Raw genomic sequence first — 22,274 nt, forward strand, 5'->3', positions numbered from 1 at the left:
CTGACAACGTGCAATCTTCAGGAATTGCCCGGTGGCGCTGCGCTTGCGCGGGCCTACAGCTAACTGCATAACGGTTTGATATTGAAGTCTTTCGTAGGCCGGGTAAGGCGAATGCCGCCACCCGGCAGAAATGCGAGCACAATGACGAAACAGGTTTGTCGTCAGCCAGAGAGGGGGCGATGCCCCCTCTTCTCTTTTGCGTGTTCTCTTTTGCGTACTGCACATCACGCCGTCAGGCGGTTCGCCATTTGCGGGTCAGCGGTTTTTCCAGTTCAACGATCAGGAACATCGCGAAGCCGATGATGAAGGTGATCACCCAGTAGCGGAACGGCAGCCCGGTGGTACCGAACAGCATCTGCATAAACGGCGCATAGATAATCAGCAGCTGCAGCACCAGCAGCACGCCGCTGACAATCCAGATCCCTTTGTTAGCCAGCAGACTTTTCGTCAACGAGAAACCATCCGACACGCGGCAGTTCAGCATATAGAACCATTGGGCGGTGACCAGGGTCTGCAACAGCACGGTACGGATAAACTCCGGCGAATAGCCGCGCGGCTGCAGCCAGGCTTCGAGAATAAATGCGCTGACCGCAATCATCGACCCCACAAACGCCACGCGCCAGATGGCAAAGCCGTCCATGACGTGAATTTTCGGATCACGCGGCGGCCGCCGCATAATATTTTTCTCACCGGCTTCAAACGCCAGACCAAACGACAGCGTGGCGGAAGTGGCCATGTTCATCCACAGGATCAGCACCGGCGTCAGCGGCAGTACGTTGCCCGCCAGCAGCGCGATCACGATCAGTAACCCCTGCGCAAGGTTGGTCGGCATGACGAAGAGAATGGTTTTCTTCAGGTTGTCATACACCCGACGCCCCTCGCGGACCGCGCTGGCGATGGTGGCGAAGTTATCATCGGTCAGCACCATATCGGCGGCTTCCTTGGTCACCTCGGTCCCCTTGATCCCCATCGCCACGCCGACGTCAGCCTGCTTCAGCGCCGGAGCATCGTTCACCCCGTCGCCGGTCATCCCGACAATCTCTTTCTTGCTCTGCAGGGCCTGCACCAGGCGGAACTTATCTTCCGGGCTGGTTCGGGCAAAGATATCATACTGCTGCGCGGCCACGCTCAGCTGCGCGTCGTCCATCACCTCCAGTTCGCGCCCGGTAATGGCATTCCCCGCATTGCCAATCCCCAGCATCTTGCCGATACTCATCGCCGTTTGCGGGTGGTCGCCGGTGATCATCTTCACGCGGATCCCGGCCTGCAGGCAGTCGGCAATCGCCGTGATGGCCTCGGGACGCGGCGGATCCATCATCCCGGCAACCCCTAACAAAATCACCCCCTGCTGCAGATCCTGATGGGTTAGTTCCGTCTGGCCTGCGGAAGCCGGCTTCCAGGCCGCGGCCACCATCCGTAGCCCTTCCCGGGCGTACTCTTCAATTTTGCCTTCCCAGTACGGTAGATCCAGCGGCTGCAATCCGCTGTCGCTCTGTTGATATTGACACAAGCGGAACAGGACATCCGGCGCGCCAGTGACCAGCACCACCTCCTCCTCACCCAGCCGGTAGAGGGTCGACATGTATTTATATTGCGAATCAAAAGGAATTTTACTGCGCAGCTCGCTGGTCAGCGGCGGCAGAGTAACCTTCGCCGCCAGTACCTTCAGCGCCCCCTCGGTCGGGCCACCGGTGATTTTCCACAACCCGCTCTCATCTTTAATAAGCTGACTGTCGTTACACAGATCGATGGTACGCAGATAGCGTTCGAACAGCGTGCAAGGCGCGACCGCGACCGGCGTCGGGTCATCAATGGCGTGGATCTTACCGACCGGCTCATAGCTATCCCCTTCCACCCGATAGACGCTGTCCGCGGTGATCACCGCCTTCACCGTCATTTCGTTCATGGTGAGGGTCCCGGTTTTATCCGAACAGATAACCGTCATCGCGCCGAGGGTTTCCACCGTCGGCAGCTTGCGGATAATCGCTTTCTGGCGCGCCATCGCCTGCACACCGAGCGACAGAATAATCGAGATAATCGCCGGCAAGCCTTCCGGGACTGACGCCACCGCGAGGCTAATCAGCGACAGCATAAGTTCGGAGACCGGCATATCGCGGAACAGCAGGCTAAAGACGAACAGCGCAGCCATCATCACCAGAATGAGGATAAAGATGGCTTTGCCCAGCTTGTCCATTTGCACCAGCAGCGGCGTACGGTGTTTTTCAATGCCCGCCATCATCTGGTTGATGTGACCCAGCTCGGTATCGCCGCCGGTCGCCACCACGATCCCTTTGCCCGCCCCTGAGCTGACGGTGGTACCGGAAAACAACAGGTTGCTGCGATCGCCGAGCGGTAAATCGCCGCTCAGCGGCTCGGTGGTTTTTTCCACCACCGTTGACTCCCCGGTGAGGATGGCCTCTTCCACCCGCAGGTTGTGCGCCTCAATCACCCGTAAATCAGCGGGGATACGGTCGCCGGCGCGGATCACCACGATATCGCCGGGTACCAGCGAGGTGGTGGGGATGGTTTCATGGTTACCCTGGCGGATCACTACCGCTTCGCTGGACAGCATATTGCGGATACTCTGCAGCGATTTCTCCGCATTACTTTCCTGGATGAAGCCAATCAGCGCATTGACGACCGCCACCGCGAGGATCACCGCCATGTCGATCCAATGGCCCATCACCGCCTTCAGCAGCGCCGCCGCCAGCAGCACGTAGATTAGTACATCGTTAAAATGCACGATAAAACGCAGCCAGGCTGGCTTACCCGGCTTCTGCGGCAGGGCGTTTTCGCCATACTGCTGCAGGCGTGTGGCCGCTTCTGTCCCGCTAATGCCCTCCGGCGTACTTTGCACGCTGGCGAGCGTCTCCTCGACGGAACGCTGATAGAAGGGCGCCCCCGGTTTATCTGTATTCATACTCTCTCCCTCGATTTCTGAAGCGGAAGTCAGGACGACATCCCGCCGTCATCAGCGCACAACGAAAACCGGTACATGGGCGTAGCGCACGATGTTTGCCGCTTCAGAGCCCAGAAGATGGGTCTGGATCCCCGGATTGCGCGAACCGACAATCACCACGTCCGCTTTCAGCTCATCGGCCAGGTCAATCACTTGATCGCGAATATTGCCACTGCGCACATAAAGATGGCTGGTCTCTTCCGCCAGAGAATTTTTCTTTACCAGATCGCTGAGTTTTTCCTTAGCGGTAGAAATCAAATGCTCTTCCATCTTTCGCGCATCAGAGATAAATCCACGCGTTAATACCGGTGAAAATGCCGGAATAACATGCACAAGATGAATTTTCCCGGCAGAGTGCTGGGCGAGGAACTTCGCATGAGAGAGGGCTTTGTCGGCCAGGCCTGCATCAAACACGTCAACGGGAACAACGATATTTTTATACATGAGATAATCCTTTTATTACCAATACAATGCGTAGTGATGAATAGCCCCATACTTGGGGAGGAAGCAAATCTCAACAACAGAAGCGGCAAGCGGAATCGATGTTATTAAACGTAGCACAGGAAAATTAACATTAGAAAATGAGCCATTAATAGACTGAAAAATATTATAAAAGCCCGCGAAAGCCCGCAGATCTCCTGCCCTTAACCCCTTGACGCCAACAGCGACGCGGTATTCTCTTTTTTAACACTTCATGTTTTCTCCGACTATGCTGATTACAAGCAGGAGTGCCGCACCGAATGTCCGACGGTCACACATTGTGCCGGGCGAAATGACATTCGCGGTTCGGGTGGGAGTTAAGGGAGAAAATCATGTTTGGTTATAGCCTGTTACGTCTGGGATTGTTTGTCGCGCTGGCCATTGTCGCCTGTACACTGGTAGGACTATTCACCTATCTGGTTGTCGCCGCCCTCGCAGAATAAGCGTGCGCCGCCTAATAAAAACGTAAAATAAATCATGAGTCTGAGGGGAATACTGTGAACCGTTATTTTTCTCTCATCCCGGTTGTTATTTTATTAACAACCGCTTGCGATCAGAAAGCGCCGTCCGTCGAAGCCGCTCCCCGGATGGTCAAGGTGGCGCAAGTCACCGCCGTGGGTAACACCCAGCAGCGGACGTTTCCAGCCCGCATCGAGTCTGGCGACTCCACCGAACTGTCGTTTAAACGGGGTGGTCAGGTGGAGTCACTGGATATTCGCCAGGGTGCAACCCTAACTCAGGGACAAACGCTGGCGCGTCTGAATGCCCGCGAAGCCCAGCAGCGGGTCAATGAGCGACAAACGGCGGCAACCCTCGCCCAGCGTCAGTTTGATCGTTTCCAGACCCTGGCAGGACGTCAGGCGATTTCCCAGGCGGAGATGGACGTGCAGCGCGCCAATCGCGATGCCGCCAACGCGGCCTTGAAAATTGCCCGTGAAGAGCTGGCGCAAATGAGTCTCACCGCCCCCTTCGGCGGGATTGCCGCCGGCGTGCATATCCGTAATCATCAGGTGGTCGCCGCTGGCCAGCCGGTGATTACCCTGACGCGTACCGACCTGCTCGATGTGGTCTTCAGCATTCCGGAAAATCTGTTCACCTCGCTCGATATCCGCAATACCGCCTACCGCCCCGTCGTCAGGATCAATACTCTGCCGGGCCGCGAGTTTACCGCGGAATACAAAGAGCATACCGGCAGCAGCGACAACAGCACCCTCACCTGGCAGATCATTTTAACCATGCCGCGACCAGATGATTTTCCCACCGTCGGCGGGGTTAGCGGCACCGTGACGGTCAATCTCGGCAATTTGCCGGCCAGCGCCGGACGGGAAACCCTCGTAGTGCCCGTGGAAGCAGTGTTTAACCCCGATAACCGACCGAAGAATGAACCGGTCGTCTGGGTGGTAAAAGGCGAAAACGCCCATCTGTATCTTGAGGAGCGCAGAGTCACGGTCGGGGAAGTGACCTCGCAGGGAGTGATGATCACCGAAGGGCTCCGTGCGGGCGAACAGGTGGTTGCAGCGGGGGTAAGCGAACTCCACGACCGGCAGCCGGTGCGGATCTGGACGCGTGAACGAGGATTATAAATGGACATTTCCCGTCAGTTTATTAACAACCCGACCCGCGTCTGGTTAGCCATTTTGCTGTTGGGGGTGGGTGGCCTGTTCGCCCTGCTCAATATTGGCCGCCTGGAAGATCCCGCCTTCACCATCAAAACGGCGGTGATCGTCACCCACTACCCTGGCGCGTCCGCTCAGCAGGTGGAGGAGGAGGTGACCCTGCCGCTGGAAAACGCGATTCAGCAGCTTCCCTCGCTGGATAACGTCAGCTCCATCTCCTCGAATGGCTTATCGCAAATTACAGTGAATATTGCTTCGCAGTACCATTCCAGCGAACTGCCGCAAATCTGGGATGAGCTGCGTCGCCGCGTCGGTGACGCCAGCCGGCTTTTTCCCCCGGGGGTAGTCCCCTCCTTCGTCAATGATGACTTTGGCGATGTGTTTGGCTTTTTCTTCGCCATTTCGGGCGACAGTTTTACCAATCCTGAGCTGGTGCGCTATGCCGAGCAGTTGCGCCGTGAGCTGGTGCTGGTGCCGGGCGTCGGCAAAGTCGCCATTGGCGGCGCGATTCCACAGCAGATCAATGTTGATATCTCGCTGGCGAAAATGGCGGCGCGCGGTATTACGCTTAACCAGCTTGCCGCTATCCTGACCCGGCTCAACGTGGTATCCAGCGCCGGGGAGATCCGCGCCGGCAGCGAATCGATCCGCCTTCACCCCACCGGGGAGTTTCAGAATATCGATGAACTGGGGGATCTTCTGGTCAGCCCTCATGGCGCCAGCGCCACCACCCGACTACGGGATATTGCCACGTTGTCGCGCGGGCTGACCGACTCTCCCTCCAGTATCTATCATGCCAACGGCCGCCAGGCGGTGACCATGGGGGTCTCCTTTATCCCTGGCGTTAACGTCATTGACGTGGGGCATGCCCTCGAAGCCCGACTTCAGCAGATGGCCGCCGATAAACCGGCGGGTATCGACATCGCCATTTTTTACGATCAGGCGGCAGAGGTCGCCCACTCGGTCAATGGTTTTATTACCAACTTCCTGATGGCCCTGGCGATCGTCGTCGGCGTGCTGCTGGTGTTCATGGGGGTGCGCAGCGGGATCATTATTGCTTTGTCGCTGGCGCTCAACGTCCTCGGCACTCTGCTTATCATGTATATCTGGGGGATCGAGTTACAGCGAATCTCCCTCGGGGCGCTGATCATCGCCCTGAGTATGTTGGTGGACAATGCCATTGTCATTGTCGAAGGGGTGCTGATCGCCCGCCAGCAAGGATCTCCGCTGCTGGGCGCGATTAATTATGTGATCCGCCGCTCCGCCCTGCCGCTGCTCGGCGCCACCGTTATTGCCATCCTCGCCTTCGCGCCAATTGGCCTTTCCCAGGACTCCACCGGGGAGTATTGCAAATCCCTGTTCCAGGTGCTGCTGATCTCCCTGATGCTCAGCTGGTTTTCCGCCCTGACCATCACGCCGGTACTCATCAAGTGGTGGTTGTTTAAAAACGCCCCGTCGGCCGAGGCGCCGAAGGAAAAAGCCGATCCCTACCGCGGCCGCTTCTATCGTGGCTATCAGCAGACGCTGCGAATACTGCTGCAGCAAAAGACCCTGACGCTGGTGCTGATGGGCGCGCTGTTAGCCGGGGCGATCTGGGGCTTCACCTTCGTCCGGCAGAATTTCTTTCCGTCATCGAATACGCCCATTTTCTTTGTCGACCTGTGGTTGCCCTACGGTACCGATATTAACGCCACCGAGCAGATGTCCCGCGATATTGAGCGGTCGATCGCCAGCCAGCCGGGGGTGGCTACCACCGTCTCCACCATTGGCCAGGGCAGTATGCGATTTATTCTCACCTACAGCGGGCAGCGCCAGTACAGCAACTACGCGCAGATTATGGTGCGGATGGACGACCAGCGCAGTATCGCCCCCGTCACCCGCCACGTCGAGGCCTGGATTGCCAGAAACTACCCGCAGGTGAACGCCAGCACCAAACGCATTATGTTCGGCCCGTCCGGCGATAGCGCGATTGAAGTGCGCATTAAGGGCCCTGATCCGGATACTCTGCGCGCGCTGGCCAGTCAGGTGGGCGACATTCTCGCCGCGGATCCGGCGACCGACAGCGTACGTAACGACTGGCAGAACCGCAGCAAGGTGATCCGCCCGCAATACTCTCTGGCGTTGGGACGTGAGCTGGGGGTGGATAAACAGGATATTGATAGCGCGCTGGAGATGAATTTCTCCGGCAGTCGCGCCGGGTTATATCGCGAGGGCGCCGACCTGCTGCCGGTTATCGTCCGTCCGCCGGAAGCAGAGCGACAGGATGCCAATCACCTGAATAACGTGCTGGTCTGGAGCCAGAGCCGGCAGCAGTATATTCCGTTGAGTAACGTCATCCATGGCTTCTCGCTGGAGTGGGAAGATCCATTGATTCTCCGTCGCGATCGCACCCGCGTGCTTACCGTTCAGACCGACCCCAGCCCGCAAAGCGGCCAAACGTCGGGCGATACCCTTGCCAGAGTGAAACCGCGCATTGACGCGCTGACGCTGCCGCATGGCTACCGCATCGAATGGGGCGGCGATGCGGAAAACTCCAGTGAAGCGCAGCAAGGGCTGTTCACGACCCTACCGCTTGGCTATCTGGTGATGTTTATCATTACGGTGCTGATGTTCAGTTCGCTGAAAAACGCTGTTGCCATCTGGCTGACCGTCCCGCTGGCGCTGATCGGCGTCACGCCCGGTTTTTTGCTGACCGGCATCCCTTTCGGCTTTATGGCCTTAATCGGCCTGCTTAGCCTCAGCGGTATGCTGATCCGCAACGGCATTGTGCTGGTGGAAGAGATAGAGCAACAAAAACAGGAGAAAGATCAAAGACAAGCAATCATTGATGCGGCAACCTCTCGTCTGCGGCCGATCCTGCTGACCGCCTTTACTACTGTGCTTGGCCTTGCCCCGCTGCTGCGCGATGTCTTTTTCCAGAGTATGGCGGTGGTGATCATGTTCGGCCTCGCCTTTGCCACCGTACTGACGCTACTGGTTCTGCCGGTAATTTACGCTTGCTTCCACCATAAGGATATGACGCCTCAACGATGAACAGTACCGGTCTCAGCATTATCAAGACATTAGGCTGTATGACAGCGGTGACCTTTTTCACTATCTATAACACCTGGGATCACTATGATTATGACTATCACTGGATCCTCGGGCTGCTGACCTTTATCTCGACCATCGCGACGCCGTTGTTTTTTGTGGTGGCTGGTTATCTTGATGCACAGACGCGTCACGATGCCAACTGGCAAATCGGCAAAATTAAAAGCGTGGTCATCGTCTTTCTGTTCTGGGTAACGGTCTATTATGTCTGGGAGCCTTATCAGCGCGGCTACCTGATCCAGCCCTGGTTTATTTTCGCCCTGATCGTGATCTATACCTTCCATCCCTTTATCGCCTGGCTCAGCCAGCGGCGGGGCCTGTTTTTCACCGTGGTTCTGACGCTGCTGTGCTGCGCTTATGGTTACGACCTGCTCTCGGTGCTCTACCCGGACAAACATCTCTTCAGCCTGCCGCCGCAGTATCGTCTGTGGACATGGCTACTTTTTTATTTAACCGGGCAGTTGTTTAACGATCCGCGAGTCACGGAGTGGATACGCGACCCGCGGGTGATTAAAGCCTCCATTATCGCCCTGCCCTTTGTCTATTTATTTACCTGGTTTTATGAACGCCATTTTTTCTTCGCGCTGTTTAAAGCCGATCGCAATGCGTTCATTCTGACGGGATCGCAAATTTATATTCTGATCGTCCTGCTGGTGATCGCCGCTAACGCCGTGCAGTTTAAAAAGAACCGCGAACTGAAGGAGGCGGTGCTGGCGACGGTTAGCAAAGCGATGACCGGGGTCTATATTCTGCACTACTCCGTTTTCCACCTGCTGGTGATGCTGATCCCTATTCACTCGTTAGCCACCAAGCTGGGCGTGATTGCGCTAACGTTTATCCTGTCGGTGCTCATTTCTCTCGCTGTGCTCTCCAGCACGCTGCTCAAGAAGGTGATAACCCTGTGACAAACGACGCGGCAACTTAGCGGAAACTCCACTGGATGCTAATCACAAACACGCTGGGAATAATGATGCCGCTCTCAAGGGCGAAATAGTCGGTAAAGTTGTACTGAATGGCATGGTAGATATAGGGGGAAAAGCCGATCCCGGTGGCGTCCTTAAAATCTTTGTAGGAGCCATGATCGCCGCAATGCTCAAAGGCGTCGAAGAAGAATTCGCCGGTGTAGCCGTAGACCCCTTTAAAGGTCCATCCACTGCCGTTGTGGTACCAGTCTCTTCTCACCCCCAGCGCCAGGCAACGATCGTCGAAACTATTGTTCATCGTGCCAATCAGCAGACTATATTTCGAATCTTCCGAGAATTTCCGCTCTACCGAGAAAAAGTGGTTTTCAAAATTCTCAGTATATTGTCCGTGGTTATTGGTCAGATGGTAAACATAGGAACCAGTATTTACCGAATAGAGATTAATTTCTTTCGCCTGCGCGAAAGCGGCTAACCCGGCCAGGAGCATCACGCTTTTACCACGCATCATCCCTCCTCAGTCCTCTATGCCTGTCCATGAACAGAATGCTTTTGCCGTATTTACCGGTCGTTATGCTGGTGCGACACCCGACAGGAAAATGGGGGAAGATAACCGTGCCGAAATGAAAATGGAGTTCCAGAAAAGCGTAGCACACGCCTAATCCGCCAACAAACCGACCATGGCGATAGCGGAGTGGTTGATATTTCTCTCTTTACTATATTGTGCAAAAAACAGACAAAACCTCACCTGTTTTCCGCTATGCTCAGGGTCCGACGCGGAAGTTAGCCACCTGTCGACGACAGAGTTGCTGTGTACCCCTTCCTGCGTCGGCGCTCTTTCTGCTCAAGTGACGTAAACCGACAGAGCCCGTATTCCGATCGGGTCTGCGTCATTATCCCCTGTCTGATTGCCCTGTATCCGCATCCTGCACAGAACCGCTTTTTTGTACAAGTTAATAAAATTAAAAATACCTTTAAAATCAACAAATAAAATTAAAACGAAAAAATAAATCGTCTCGCTGTACATATCGTTATGAAAAAAGTTGTACATCCTAAAATCACCGACTATAGTTTTTGAGTGTTAACTGCTTGTTGCGCAACAAAGCGGGAACGCTAAACGGTTGCGTGGCGAGTCTGGCGGTGGTTCCTGGTTTGCATTTCCTGTTAGTGACTTTTCGCGTACCACCGGTACGCTGCGACTTTTATGGTCAGTTTGCTTTATACGTGGGAGAGTTCGAGCTATGCATATTAAAAATACCATTCCAGCAGAATTTGTCTTCAATTCAGCCCTGATGAAGAATATTGAAAACACGCTCATGAAGCAGCACAGCACGATCAATAATGAGCGGATGATTACGGAAATCCAGCACCGCCTGCAAACGGAAAGTAATGAAATACTTTCCGACCTCTATCTGCAGGCGTTGGATATGCTGTACAGCAAAAAACATCATCATTAAGTGATCCCACCGCGCCGACAGCAGGGACAGCCCTGCTGTGCCGGCACGCCTGGGTTTTCATCTGCTAACTGGGGCTCAAAAAATGTCACACCATAATACTTGCTATCGTTCTGAGCATTACGATCTGTGGTTTGATAATCGTTTTCTTCTCTACGGGATGTCGCTGATCCTGAATACCTTGCCGGCATCTTATTTTCGTAAAAAACATGTTTTTTTTACCAGCGACAATTATTTCGCGGTGCTTGAGCATAACTATAATCGGCGGGATACGTTATTTATTCTGTTAACTGAGGGAAACGATCTTAATTTTCTCAGTGAACTGCCTATGTTGCGCTTACCGGCAAATTCGACGCCGGAAGAATTAAAAATCTTCCTGCATCAGCCCACCCGCTATTACAAAACGCACCCGGCGCCGGGCGCCTCGGTGCAGTTTACCGAACGGGAAAAGAAAGTTATTCAGCTTATCAGCAATGGCGAAGCGGTTGCCAGCATTGGTCGTTCGCTAAATCTGCACATCAAAACCATTTATCAGATCCGGCTGAATCTGATTAAAAAGCTCGGCTGTAGCGGTAGGACCGATTTTTTTAATATCAGTCGTAGTGAAACCTTTAAATCCTGGAGTCAGATTCACCTGTAGTCAGGTGCAATAGCCCCGGCCTGTCCCCCAGACGGGGCTATTGCGTACCGTGAAAATGAATGCTGAAGCCCTGCTCCTGCCAGTGGCTGAGCAGTTCCTCCTGCAGTGGCGTGGCGGCGCGTCCGGTCCAGACAAAGATATGCTGCCCGGGGAAGAGCTCGGGCCGCGGCGACTCCAGCGGTTCAGCGAGAACGTTGACATGCCAACCGCGCTGCGAAAGACGCCATGCCTCCAGCCACAGACGAGTCCGGTCTTCATTGCTCCAGCCCACCAGCAGTGTCTCTTTACCATTTTTTTTACGCGCTTCGGCGAGAAACAGCGCCACGCAGTCAATGAGCAAGCCATCCAGCAGGCTGCTAATCACCAACGAGGTATTCTGATCAAGCTTGAGACGCTGTCGTACCGGCACTAACAGGCTATCGATGAGGGTATCAACGGGGTGTTGATGGCTCAGCGCCATTAATTTGGCGCGGATTCTGGCGGGCTGCATATAACGCAGAATGGACATCATCTCTTCCTGAAGATGCGCGGATTCGTCGCGCGCCGCCGGCAGATTATCCTCCAGCAGCGCTTTGACTTTCCCTACGGATACACCGCGCTCTATCCAGCGCTTGATCTCTTCTATGCGCAGGATATCTTCTTCATCAAACTGTCGATGCCCGCCTTCGCTGCGCTGCGGTTTCAGTAGACCGTAACGCCGCTGCCAGGCGCGCAATGTAACCGGATTGATTCCGCAACGTTCGGCGACTTCACCGATACTGTAAAACGCCATAGCAGCCTCACATCAACCTGATACTTTTTACCTAAACTAACGAATTCAGGCATCCTGTACAACTCTATTTTCTTGTACAGATAAAGATATCAGGTTGTGGCTCACAGCGCGCGGGGAAAAAGATGAAAAAATAGTAAGCTGATTTCGCGGTGGATCATTTCTTCTCCGGCCAGGCAACGGCGGGCAGGCCCCCCAGGCGGGCACCCGCGAATAAATTGCCCTGAAACTGCGAAATCCCGGCTGATTCAAGCCACATCCACTCTTCAGCACGCTCAACGCCGACGGCTGAGACCGCAATCTCCAGAGAAGTACAGCATTTGATAATCGCCTGTACAATCGACTGGCGCGGCCCGTCCTGGTGGATATTGCGGATCAGCTCATGGTCGATTTTAATTCTGTCGGGTTGGTATTGCGCCAGCAGCGACAGTCCGGCAAACCCGGCGCCGAAGTGATCGATGGCAAGATTAATCCCCGCGCCCTTCAGTTTGCGCACCGCATCGGTAAAATCGGCCATCCGCGAAATCACTTCCCGCTCAGTGAACTCGACAATAATCTGCTCCGGGATCAGGTCATTGCGACTAATTTCGTCGAGCAGGAAAGCCACCGCATTCGGCGCTTTGACCAGCGTCATCGGCAGCAAATTAATGCTTAACGCCTTATTACGTAAACCTAATTTACCCGCCAGAGACAGCGCGACGCGCTTACTGTGCAGGTCGGCGAGATAAATATCATCCCCTGCCAGCCCGGCAAAATAGGCGCCAGGAGACTGGCCGTCCGGTGTACGCAGCAGCGCTTCCCACGAGATAATTTCGCAGGCGAAAGGATCGACGATCGGCTGAAAGGCAAAAGACCAGCTTTCCGTATTATCGATAATGGGGGTGTCCGGATAAAAAGTGTCCTTATCGGGAATAAAAACCCAACTGTCCGCCGAAGGGATCTCAAAATAGTTCGCTTTTTCCGTGGATTCGACAAAAGTACGGAAAAATTGCAGCGCCCGGTCGTCATAGGTGAGCTGATATTTTGTCGTGCCCCGGTCCATCACTGTCTGTAGTACTTCCTCACGATCATGTTCCCGTAAATCAAACAGTTCCATACCGACCTTACCAAATCGACGGGACGGTGCATAATCGCAAAACAACTCCACCAGATTATAATGACGAGGATCGAGGACAATTGTTTGATAAATATCCCTTACCTTTTCTTCCGGTCCTTCAATAAGTTGAAAAAAATGCGTCCCGTTAAACAGTAATATACCGGTGACATCCGCCTGCCCATTTCTCTCGTTTGCCCTGGCAACCATGGCCTCGATCGATTTGAATGAGACATTGTCGCAAATATGGCTGCGATAAATGATGGTGGTAAGCATAGTGATTCCAGATGGGAGGGATAAGCATTCACAGTAGCAGTTATCAGGCTAATCGTCTTGCAAAACTACGTTTTATCTTAACAAAAAAGATACACTAAAAATCCACTCTTTGTGCAAGGTTTTTTTCTTTTTTTCTTTCCTTGTACAACATGCAACGCTAACCCCTACCTTTACAAGCCAGGATCTCCGCAAACAAAAACAAATATTACATTAAAAATCATCATGATAGCAACGATCGCTGCAATATTACGCAACTTTCTATGTACAACTTATTAATTATTGTATAAGTTTATTTGCAGTTAACAGATGAATGAAATGAAAGGAGCACATATGCAGCAGAATGGTTACATTCCAGATACAGCGAACGCAATTGCCCAGTATTTCAACAAAGCATCGTTACCTTCCCAGCAGGAAACGCTGGGTCAGATCGTGATGGATATTCTCAACGAAGGGCGCCATCTCAACCGCAAGGCACTGTGCACCAAACTGTTGAGCCGCCTTGACAGCGCCCGTGCGCCTGAGGAAGAGAGCCACTATCAAACCTTAATTGGTTTGTTGTTTGCCGGTCAGGAATAACGTCATCGATCGTCGCCTGTTGCAACCGCAGTAGCAGATGAGGGGCGATCGCTTCCATAAACCTGCTGCTGACCTGAATGCCCGTTATCAGATTCAGGAAGAGTGTGGCATGCAGAGAGACGGTTATGAATAGCAGTGATACTGAGGAAATAACCGATGAGATCATCGGCGAGGCGGTGCTCGCGCTTCTGAAAACGAATCGCCCGATTACCACCCCGACCCTGCTGGTTCGGCTTCGGTTGATGCAGGCCACAGAGTCAGATCGCCAGCGAAGGAAAATCATCGCTGCCGTTATTGAAGAAATTTGCGCGAAGCTCGCCCTCCAGCGGAAGCACGCGCCTTTGCAGGTTAAGAAAATCAATGGCCGTTGGGAAAGCAGAGGAACGCTGGCGCAGAGCAGCATGGCGCCGGAAGCTAAAAAAATCCACTGATTGTCCCAACCATGGTGAATAAAACAGAGTGAGAATGTGATGAGACAGACTATGCATCAGCAACCCGATATTTACGCAGGACTGCAGGACACCGCGCTCTCAGATTATTTCCGTACCGCCGGTGATAAACTGGTTGATGAGTCCGCCGTCATGTCGCTCGCCATCAACAGTATTCTTCAGTCCGAGGGGCACCTGAATAATAAGGCCATTATATTATGGCTGATTCAGGCGCTGGAAAGCACCGATGATGTGGTGACCGCCGACGTGATCCGTAAAACGCTGGAGATTGTCGTCGGCTACACCATGGACGATATCTAAAGCCGTCACGCTTCAGGCCCGCCAGGGCAACAGCTTCTCTACAGAGCCTGTCCGCTCTGATCAAAAAACCTCGCTGACGCGAGGTTTTTCTTTTACCGCCTGACCCTTCAGTGGGCGTTGACCACCACCCACATCGGCCCCTGCCCAACCGCATAGCGGCCTTTCTCCTGCAGCAGCCCCTGCTCACCCTCAATTTCATACACTGCGATATGGTGCGATTTCTGCCCGGCGGCAATCAGATACTTACCGCTGTGATCGAGGTTAAAGCCGCGTGGCTGGGTTTCCGTCGGCTGGTAGCCTTCCACTGCCAGCACGCTGCCATCTTCCGAGATGCTGAACACCGTGATGATGCTGGCGGTACGATCGCAGGCGTACAGATGACGACCGTCAGGGGTGATGTGAATATCCGCCGCCCAGCGCACGCCGGTGAAATCAGGCGGCATCATATCCAGGGTTTGTACACATTCGATGTTACCATTCGGGTCTTTCAGCTCCCAGACGTCAACGGAGCTGTTGAGTTCATTGACGCAATAACCATACTGCTGGTTCGGATGGAACACCATGTGGCGCGGACCGGCGCCCTCGACGGTGGTCACTTCCGCCGGCTCCTGAGCGGAGAGGAAACCATCCTCGCTGAGGGTAAACAGGCAAATACGATCCTGCTTCAGCGCCGGCACCCACAGGGTGCGGTTGTCCGGGGAGATATTGGCCGAGTGACACCCTTCCAGGCCTTCCACCACGGTGACGGTTTCGCCCGGCAGGCCGTCCTGCAGCGGCGTCACGCTGACGCAACCCTGATTGTAGGAGGCGCTGAAGACAAAGCGGCCATGATGATCGGTAGAAATGTGGGTCGGGCTGCCCGGCAGCGCCGCTTCTCCCGCAAAGGTCAACGCTCCGTTATCCGGCGTGATGCGATACGCTAACACGCGAAACTCCGGACGAACGCCAACGTACAGATACTCCTTATTGGGACTGACCACCATCGGCTGTACCTGCCCCGGGGCATCAACCACCTGCACCAGCGTCAGTTTGCCGTCCGCTTCAAGACTCCAGACGTGGATTTGTTGGCTTTCCGGGCTGGCGGTATAAACGGTTTGTTTCATGACTACTCCTTCCCTCACTGCACGTGGAATTTTCATTTTCAGGATAACAGCACCCTGAAAATTATAAGACATCCGCCCATGATACTCGCAAAGTCCGCTGAATTTCCGACGGACGGCGGCACAAAGGGCATACAGGCATTCACGGCAGATGTGGAAAAATTGGTCCTGACGCCACGGCGGTGTACCATCATGGCCAGGTCACTTTTCAACATCAACCGGAAATAACACATGACAACACGCGTGATTGCCCTGGATTTAGACGGCACCCTGCTCACCAGCAAAAAAACTATCCTGCCTGCTTCGCTGGAGGCACTGGCCCGCGCCAGAGAGGCGGGCTACCAGGTTATCGTCGTTACCGGACGTCATCACGTCGCTATCCATCCTTTTTATCAGGCACTGGCTCTCGATACACCTGCAATTTGTTGTAATGGCACTTATTTGTATGATTATCACGCAAAAGAGGTTTTGGCAGCCGATCCTATGCCGGTAGCGCAAGCGGTCAGCCTGACGGCCATGCTCGCCGAACAGCAGATCCATGGCCTGGCGTATGTGGATGATGCAATGCTTTATGAACAGCCTACCGGGCATGTGATCCGCACCCGCAACTGGGCGCAGGCGCTGCCGGAGGATCAGCGCCCGGTATTCCGCCAGGTCGACTCGCTGGCGCAGGCGGTCCGCGAGGTCAACGCGGTATGGAAATTCGCCCTCACCGATGAAGACATTCCCCGTCTGCAGCGCTTTGCCCGCGAGGTCGGCGAGACGCTGGGCCTGGAGTGCGAATGGTCGTGGCACGATCAGGTGGATATCGCGCGCGCCGGCAACAGCAAAGGCAAACGCCTGGCGCAATGGGTGGCCAGCCAGGGGCTGTCGATGCAGGATGTGGTGGCCTTCGGCGATAACTACAACGATCTTAGCATGCTGGAAGCGGCGGGCACTGGGGTGGCGATGGGCAATGCGGTGGACGAGGTGAAAGCTCGCGCCAGGGTGGTCATCGGCGACAATGAGTCCACCAGCATCGCCGAGTTTATCTACCGCCAGCTGCTGTAATCAGGCGGCGATCGACACGCTTTTGATCTGAGCAAACACCTGCTGACCTGGCGCTATCGCCAGGTCGTCCCGCGCCCATGGGCTAATCCTGGCCCATAGCAGACGGCCACTCACTCTGAGCTGCACTTCAATCTGTCCGTTGACCTCCAGACACTGAGCCACCTCGGCGCGCAAGATATTGCGGATGCTGGTCCCGGACGGCTGGGCCAGTGTCAGCGAAACGTCCGACGCCTGAATGCGGATCCGTGCGGTGTCGCCTGCGGGACGTTCGAGCCGGTTGACCCACAGCAACTGGTCGCCCAGCGTCAGAGCCGTCATCGCGTACTGCGGATGCTGCGCGGCGACGGTGGCGCTGAGGATCGTACTCTGCTGTTCCGCCGGCAGCCAGGGGTGCATCACGCTGCTGCTCCAGACCTCCTCCAGCGGACCAAAAGCCTTCACCTTACCGGCCTCCAGCACCAGCACGCGATCGGCCAGATGCTGGATCTCATCCAGTGAGTGGCTGACGTAGAGCATCGGAATATGGATCTCCTGCGCCAGCCGCTGCAGGTAGGGCAACAGTTCGCGTTTGCGCGGAATATCCAGCGAGGCCAGCGGCTCATCCAGCAGCAGTAGCTCCGGTGCGGTCAGCAGGGCGCGGCCGATGGCCACTCGCTGCTTTTCGCCGCCGGATAACCGGCCCGGCAGGCGATCCAGCAAGGGCGCGATCCCCAGCAATTCCACCAGCTTATCGAACTGGCTGACCATGCATTTCGCCATCCCGTAGCGCAGATTACCGCGCACTTTATAGTGGGGAAACAGGCGCGCGTCCTGAAACACATAGCCGATACGGCGCTGTTCCGGCGCCAGACAGATACGCTGGGCGGTGTCGTTCAGCACCCTGCCGTTGAGCACGATGCGCCCCGTCTGCGGCCGGGTCAGGCCGCTAATGGCGTTAATCAACGAGGTTTTGCCAGCGCCGGAGACGCCAAAGATGGCGGTGATCCCGCTGGCGGGCAGGGTTTCACGGATCTGCAGGCAGTGACTGCCGAGGGTCTGGGTAAAGTCCAGCTCCAGCATCATTATCCTCCCATGCGCTGGCGGCTCACGCGGGCCAGCCATTCCGAAATCAGCAGCGAAACCAGCGCCAGTCCGATGGCGATGAGGCAGAGGCGAGCCGCCGCCCCCTCCCCGCCCGGGGTCTGGATCAAGGTGTACATCGCCGAAGGCAGGGTGCGCGTTTCGCCGGGAATATTGGAGACGAACGTGATGGTCGCGCCAAACTCCCCTAACGAGCGGGCGAAGGCCAGCACCGTGCCGACAATAATCCCCGGCAGAGTCAGCGGTAGCGTAATAGTCATAAACACTCGCCAGCGGCTGGCCCCGAGGGTTCTCGCCGCTTGCTCCAGTTTGACATCCACCCCTTCCAGCGCCAGGCGAATGGCGCGCACCATCAGCGGGAAAGACATCACCGCCGCCGCCAGCACCGCCCCGCGCCAACTGAAGGCAAAGCTGATGCCGAACCAGTCATACAGCCAACTGCCAATAAACCCGCGCCGCCCCATGGCCACCAGCAGCAGATACCCCACCACCACCGGCGGCAGCACCAGCGGTAAATGGAGAATACTGTCGAGCAGCGCCTTGCCGGGAAAGGTGCGCCGAACCAGCAGCCAGGAAAAAAAGATGCCAAAGGGCAGGCTCAAGGCCACCGCCAGGGAGGAGACTTTCAGGCTCAGCAGCACAGCCTGCCATTCGGGTTCGCTCAGAAACATCAGCGGGTGGTAAATCCGTAACGTTTAAAAATCGCGGACGCTTCCGGCCCTTTCAGGTAGTCATAGAAAGCGCTCACGGCCGCATTGCGGTGACCATCGACAATCGCCAGCGGGTACTCGACTTTCTGATGCGAGGCCTCCGGGAAGGTGCCGACCACTTTAACCCCTTTGCTGGCCACGGCATCGGAGCCATAGACAATCCCCAGCGGCGCTTCGTTGCGCTCCACCAGGGCCAGCGCGCCGCGCACGTCTTCCGCCGGGGCAAGTTTCGGCGACAACGTCTCCCAGGCGCCGAGTTTCTGCAGCGCCTCTTTGGCGTAGATGCCTGCCGGAACGTGCTGCGGATCGCCCACCGCCAGACGGCCTCCTTTCAGCAGGCTGGTCCAGTCGGTTTTCTCATCAATGGTAATCGCCCCCTGCGCGCTGGCTTTCGGCGCGACCACCACCAGGCTGTTGCCAAGCAGGGTGGCTCGGGTTGCCGGGTCGATGGCCTTTTTGTCTGCGGCGTAATCCATCCATTTCTGATCGGCGGAGATAAACAGATCGGCTGGTGCGCCCGCTTCAATTTGCCGCGCCAGCGTCGACGACGAGGCAAACGACGACACGACATCGACGTTTTTCTCTTTCTTATACGCCTGGGCAATATCCTGCATCGCGTTGGTTAACGATGCGGCGGCGAAAACGGTCACTTTCCCCTCTGCCGCCAGCGCCTGACCCGCGACGCACAGCGTGAGTGATACCCCGATAACCCCGCGTAACCAAGAACCTGCCATCTGAATCTCCTGTCAATGCGTTATGTATTCGACAATATAACGATATGCAGAGCATTTTTATAGTGACACAGGACAATAAAACGAAGGGAAATGATACAGGAGGGAAATAGCACAGCGCCCGGTTAAACCGGGCGCCGGGAAATCAATGATTTTGCTGGCTGCGATCTTTGTGGCCTACGCCGGAGAAGAGGTTGAACACTTCGCCAAGACCGTAAATCAGTCCCAGGATGACCGCCATCACCACCGGTACCATGATGACCGCAAAAACCAGACTTTTCAAAAGCTCTAACATGGTTCACTCCAGATAGTATGATTTGCTGATTGTAACGGTTTCAGCCGAAAAAACACGCCCCATTTGTGCGGTGGGTAATGACAAAACCGCGCACAGAGGTTTTGCAAGCGGGTGACTATCGGTCACAATACCCTTTTTTGTCAGGAAACGATTATGCAGGCCGAAATTCTTCTTACCCTTAAGCTACAGCAGCGCCTGTTTGCCGATCCCCGGCGGATCGCCCTGCTCAAACAAATTGACCAGACCGGTTCGATAAGCCAGGGGGCCAAGCACGCGGGTATCAGCTACAAAAGCGCGTGGGATGCCATCAACGAGATGAACCAGCTCAGCGAACAACCGCTGGTGGATCGCGCCACCGGCGGTAAAGGCGGCGGCGGCGCAGTGCTGACCCGCTATGGGCAGCGGCTGATCCAGCTGTACGATCTGCTGGCGCAGATCCAGCAGAAAGCGTTTGATGTGCTCAGCGATGACGATGCCCTGCCGCTGGATAGCCTGCTGGCGGCCATCTCACGCTTTTCCCTGCAGACCAGCGCCCGCAACCAGTGGTTCGGCACCATTACCGGCCGCGATCGCCAGCAGGTGCAGCAGCACGTCGAGGTACTGCTGGCCGACGGGCAGACGCGCCTGACCGTCGCCATCACCGCACAAAGCGCTGAGAAACTGGGGCTCGATGAGGGCCAGGAGGTGCTGGTCCTGCTGAAGGCGCCCTGGGTCGGCATCACCCTCGACCCCGCCGTGGCCCGCCAGGCCGATAACCAGTTGTCGGGTCGTATCAGCCATATCGAATGCGGGTCCGGGCAGTGCGAAGTACTGATGACGTTGGCCGACGGTCAGACCCTGTGCGCCACTCTGCCACAGGCGCAGACGTCTGGCCTGGCGGAAGGGACGGAGGCGATCGCTTACTTCAATGCCGATCGCATCATTCTCGCGACGTTATGCTGACCCCATTGACATTACGCGCCCGAAGTCGTATCCCTGATGCACATCGCTGCAAAAAATGGGATACATCATGTCATCATTGCAAATTTCGCAAGGCACGTTTCGCCTGAGCGATACAAAAACCTTAAAAATAGACCAGCTGAACCTGAGAGCGGGTCAAAGCTGGGCGTTTGTCGGTAGCAACGGCAGCGGCAAATCCGCCCTCGCGCGGGCTCTGGCTGGCGACCTGACCCTGCTCAGCGGCCAGCACGAAAGCCACTTCTCCCGCGTAACCCGCCTCTCCTTCGAGCAGTTGCAGAAGCTGGTCAGCGACGAGTGGCAGCGCAATAACACCGACCTGCTCAGCCCCGGCGAAGAAGACACCGGCCGCACCACCGCAGAGATTATCCAGGATGAGGTAAAAGATCCTGCCCGCTGCGCGCGCCTGGCCGAACAGTTTGGCATCAGCGCCCTGCTGGACCGCCGGTTTAAGTACCTGTCGACCGGGGAAACGCGTAAGACCCTGCTGTGTCAGGCCCTGATGACCGATCCGCAACTGCTGATCCTCGACGAACCTTTCGACGGCCTCGACGTCAACTCCCGCCAGCAGCTGGCTGCCCTGCTGGCCGACCTGCACCGCGCCGGCATCACCCTGGTGCTGGTCCTCAACCGCTTCGATAAGATCCCGGAGTTTGTACAATTCGCCGGCGTGCTGGCTGACTGCACCCTCAGCGAGACCGGCGAGAAGTCTTCCCTGCTGCAGCAGGCGCTGGTCGCCCAGCTGGCGCACAGTGAAAAACTGGACGGCATCACCCTGCCGGAGCCGGATGTTCCACCAGCCCGTCATGCGCTGGCAGACTCGGCGCCGCGTATCGTGCTCAATGACGGTGTGGTCTCCTACAACGATCGCCCGGTCATCAATCACCTCTCATGGACCGTGAACCCGGGCGAACACTGGCAGATCGTCGGCCCCAACGGCGCCGGTAAATCCACGCTGCTGAGCCTTATCACCGGCGATCATCCACAGGGTTACAGCAACGATCTGACGCTGTTTGGCCGCCGTCGCGGCAGCGGTGAGACCATCTGGGATATTAAAAAGCATATCGGCTACGTCAGCAGCAGCCTGCATCTGGACTACCGGGTCAGCACCAACGTCCGCAACGTCATCCTGTCGGGCTATTTTGACTCTATCGGCATTTATCAGGCGGTCTCGGACAAGCAACACAAGCTGGTGCAACAGTGGCTGGATATTCTCGGCATTGATAAACGCACTGCCGACGCGCCGTTTCATAGCCTGTCGTGGGGCCAGCAGCGGCTGGCGCTTATCGTTCGCGCGCTGGTGAAGCATCCGACCCTGCTGATCCTCGATGAACCGCTGCAGGGGCTGGATCCCCTCAATCGCCAGCTGGTGCGTCGCTTTGTCGACGTGTTGATTGGCGAAGGGGCCACACAGCTGCTGTTTGTCTCGCACCATGCGGAAGATGCCCCGGACTGTATTACCCATCGCCTGGCGTTCGTTCCCAGTGGAGACGGTTACACTTATCAGCTCGGTCCTGTGGCCTGATGCCCCCTGCCGGGGGTCGAAAGATCCCTGGTATTTTTCAGAAAAATAGCGGCAAAACCACCTAACCATCTGTATTAAAGATAAAAAATTTTAATTTATGTCGTTTCACCATCAAGTGTAAACGATTCCACTAACTTGCCCTGTGTCACACTTTTCACTTCTTTGATATGCTATCTTCCTCATACACGATAAGCCGAATGGAGC

At 55.8% G+C, this 22,274-nt stretch carries 21 protein-coding genes; 11 read left to right on the forward strand and 10 right to left on the reverse strand.

Translation table 11 applies throughout. The features are described 5' to 3' along the window. Window positions 1–232 precede the first annotated feature (232 nt). Window positions 233–2,920: a cation-transporting P-type ATPase gene (locus DTA24_RS20015; RefSeq protein WP_110196035.1), complete on the reverse strand. Its 2,688-nt coding sequence runs from the start codon at window positions 2,918–2,920 to the stop codon at window positions 233–235. 51 nt (window positions 2,921–2,971) lie between these two features. Then, window positions 2,972–3,403 carry a universal stress protein gene (locus DTA24_RS20020; RefSeq protein WP_110196034.1) on the reverse strand — a complete coding sequence of 144 codons (432 nt, stop codon included), beginning with the start codon at window positions 3,401–3,403 and terminating at the stop codon, window positions 2,972–2,974. A 533-nt stretch (window positions 3,404–3,936) separates the two neighbouring features. Here DTA24_RS20020 and DTA24_RS20025 point away from each other — a divergent pair. From DTA24_RS20025 to DTA24_RS20035, 3 genes are read left to right on the forward strand one after another with little or no spacing between them, the layout of a single operon-like run. Then, complete coding sequence (locus DTA24_RS20025) at window positions 3,937–5,022, forward strand: efflux RND transporter periplasmic adaptor subunit (RefSeq protein WP_012542406.1); 1,086 nt, start codon at window positions 3,937–3,939, stop codon at window positions 5,020–5,022. Further along, window positions 5,023–8,088, forward strand: coding sequence for an efflux RND transporter permease subunit (locus DTA24_RS20030; RefSeq protein ID WP_110196033.1), 3,066 nt, complete (start codon window positions 5,023–5,025; stop codon window positions 8,086–8,088). It abuts the gene before it with no gap. A 38-nt stretch (window positions 8,089–8,126) separates the two neighbouring features. Beyond that, window positions 8,127–9,050: an acyltransferase gene (locus DTA24_RS20035; protein WP_162493330.1), complete on the forward strand. Its 924-nt coding sequence runs from the start codon at window positions 8,127–8,129 to the stop codon at window positions 9,048–9,050. A 16-nt stretch (window positions 9,051–9,066) separates the two neighbouring features. Here the strand turns inward: DTA24_RS20035 and DTA24_RS20040 are convergent, their stop codons facing one another. Then, entirely contained in the window at window positions 9,067–9,573 is a 507-nt protein-coding gene (locus DTA24_RS20040) for a hypothetical protein (protein ID WP_012542408.1), read from the reverse strand. Window positions 9,574–10,306: 733 nt separating this feature from the next. On the opposite strand from DTA24_RS20040, the gene DTA24_RS20050 reads away from it, so the two are divergent. Continuing rightward, a complete protein-coding gene (locus DTA24_RS20050) occupies window positions 10,307–10,522 on the forward strand; it encodes a biofilm development regulator YmgB/AriR family protein (RefSeq protein WP_012968674.1) in 216 nt (71 codons plus the stop codon). A gap of 82 nt (window positions 10,523–10,604) precedes the next feature. Continuing rightward, on the forward strand, window positions 10,605–11,159 hold the full coding sequence (locus tag DTA24_RS20055; RefSeq protein WP_008805716.1) for a helix-turn-helix transcriptional regulator: 555 nt from the start codon (window positions 10,605–10,607) through the stop codon (window positions 11,157–11,159). A gap of 37 nt (window positions 11,160–11,196) precedes the next feature. Here DTA24_RS20055 and DTA24_RS20060 read toward each other — a convergent pair whose 3' ends face one another. Then, complete coding sequence (locus tag DTA24_RS20060; RefSeq protein WP_008805715.1) at window positions 11,197–11,931, reverse strand: MerR family transcriptional regulator; 735 nt, start codon at window positions 11,929–11,931, stop codon at window positions 11,197–11,199. Between the two features lie 154 nt (window positions 11,932–12,085). Then, a complete protein-coding gene (locus DTA24_RS20065; RefSeq protein WP_012542412.1) occupies window positions 12,086–13,297 on the reverse strand; it encodes a diguanylate phosphodiesterase in 1,212 nt (403 codons plus the stop codon). A 330-nt stretch (window positions 13,298–13,627) separates the two neighbouring features. On the opposite strand from DTA24_RS20065, the gene ycgZ reads away from it, so the two are divergent. From ycgZ to DTA24_RS20080, 3 genes are all read left to right on the forward strand, one after another. Beyond that, a complete protein-coding gene (gene ycgZ / locus DTA24_RS20070) occupies window positions 13,628–13,873 on the forward strand; it encodes a regulatory protein YcgZ (protein WP_012542413.1) in 246 nt (81 codons plus the stop codon). Between the two features lie 125 nt (window positions 13,874–13,998). Next, window positions 13,999–14,304 carry a hypothetical protein gene (locus DTA24_RS28650; protein ID WP_008805712.1) on the forward strand — a complete coding sequence of 102 codons (306 nt, stop codon included), beginning with the start codon at window positions 13,999–14,001 and terminating at the stop codon, window positions 14,302–14,304. A gap of 51 nt (window positions 14,305–14,355) precedes the next feature. Further along, entirely contained in the window at window positions 14,356–14,622 is a 267-nt protein-coding gene (locus DTA24_RS20080) for a biofilm development regulator YmgB/AriR family protein (protein WP_012542414.1), read from the forward strand. A 107-nt stretch (window positions 14,623–14,729) separates the two neighbouring features. Here DTA24_RS20080 and pgl read toward each other — a convergent pair whose 3' ends face one another. After that, window positions 14,730–15,725, reverse strand: coding sequence for a 6-phosphogluconolactonase (gene pgl, locus DTA24_RS20085; RefSeq protein WP_110196031.1), 996 nt, complete (start codon window positions 15,723–15,725; stop codon window positions 14,730–14,732). A gap of 228 nt (window positions 15,726–15,953) precedes the next feature. Between pgl and DTA24_RS20090 the strand changes: the two genes are divergently transcribed. Beyond that, a complete protein-coding gene (locus tag DTA24_RS20090; protein ID WP_008805709.1) occupies window positions 15,954–16,772 on the forward strand; it encodes a pyridoxal phosphatase in 819 nt (272 codons plus the stop codon). On the opposite strand, the gene modC is transcribed toward DTA24_RS20090, so the two are convergent. The 4 genes from modC to DTA24_RS20110 all read right to left on the reverse strand — a co-directional run bounded on the left by modC (window position 16,773) and on the right by DTA24_RS20110 (window position 19,588). Further along, window positions 16,773–17,831 (reverse strand): molybdenum ABC transporter ATP-binding protein ModC, encoded by a 1,059-nt coding sequence (modC, locus tag DTA24_RS20095; RefSeq protein ID WP_048963722.1) that lies wholly within the window; start codon window positions 17,829–17,831, stop codon window positions 16,773–16,775. A gap of 2 nt (window positions 17,832–17,833) precedes the next feature. Beyond that, window positions 17,834–18,523, reverse strand: a complete 690-nt coding sequence (modB, locus tag DTA24_RS20100; protein ID WP_008805707.1) for a molybdate ABC transporter permease subunit — start codon at window positions 18,521–18,523, stop codon at window positions 17,834–17,836. Further along, complete coding sequence (gene modA, locus DTA24_RS20105; RefSeq protein ID WP_012542417.1) at window positions 18,523–19,296, reverse strand: molybdate ABC transporter substrate-binding protein; 774 nt, start codon at window positions 19,294–19,296, stop codon at window positions 18,523–18,525. The genes modB and modA overlap by 1 nt, the downstream gene beginning before the upstream one ends. Window positions 19,297–19,438: 142 nt before the next feature. Next, window positions 19,439–19,588, reverse strand: a complete 150-nt coding sequence (locus DTA24_RS20110; protein WP_002895156.1) for an AcrZ family multidrug efflux pump-associated protein — start codon at window positions 19,586–19,588, stop codon at window positions 19,439–19,441. A 153-nt stretch (window positions 19,589–19,741) separates the two neighbouring features. Between DTA24_RS20110 and modE the strand changes: the two genes are divergently transcribed. Both modE and modF read left to right on the forward strand, forming a co-directional pair. Then, window positions 19,742–20,530, forward strand: coding sequence for a molybdenum-dependent transcriptional regulator (gene modE / locus DTA24_RS20115; RefSeq protein ID WP_008805705.1), 789 nt, complete (start codon window positions 19,742–19,744; stop codon window positions 20,528–20,530). 67 nt (window positions 20,531–20,597) lie between these two features. After that, window positions 20,598–22,070, forward strand: coding sequence for a molybdate ABC transporter ATP-binding protein ModF (gene modF, locus DTA24_RS28655; protein WP_123837042.1), 1,473 nt, complete (start codon window positions 20,598–20,600; stop codon window positions 22,068–22,070). Window positions 22,071–22,274 lie beyond the last annotated feature (204 nt).

Source organism: Klebsiella sp. P1CD1 (assembly GCF_003790505.1).
Lineage (GTDB): Bacteria > Pseudomonadota > Gammaproteobacteria > Enterobacterales > Enterobacteriaceae > Klebsiella > Klebsiella variicola.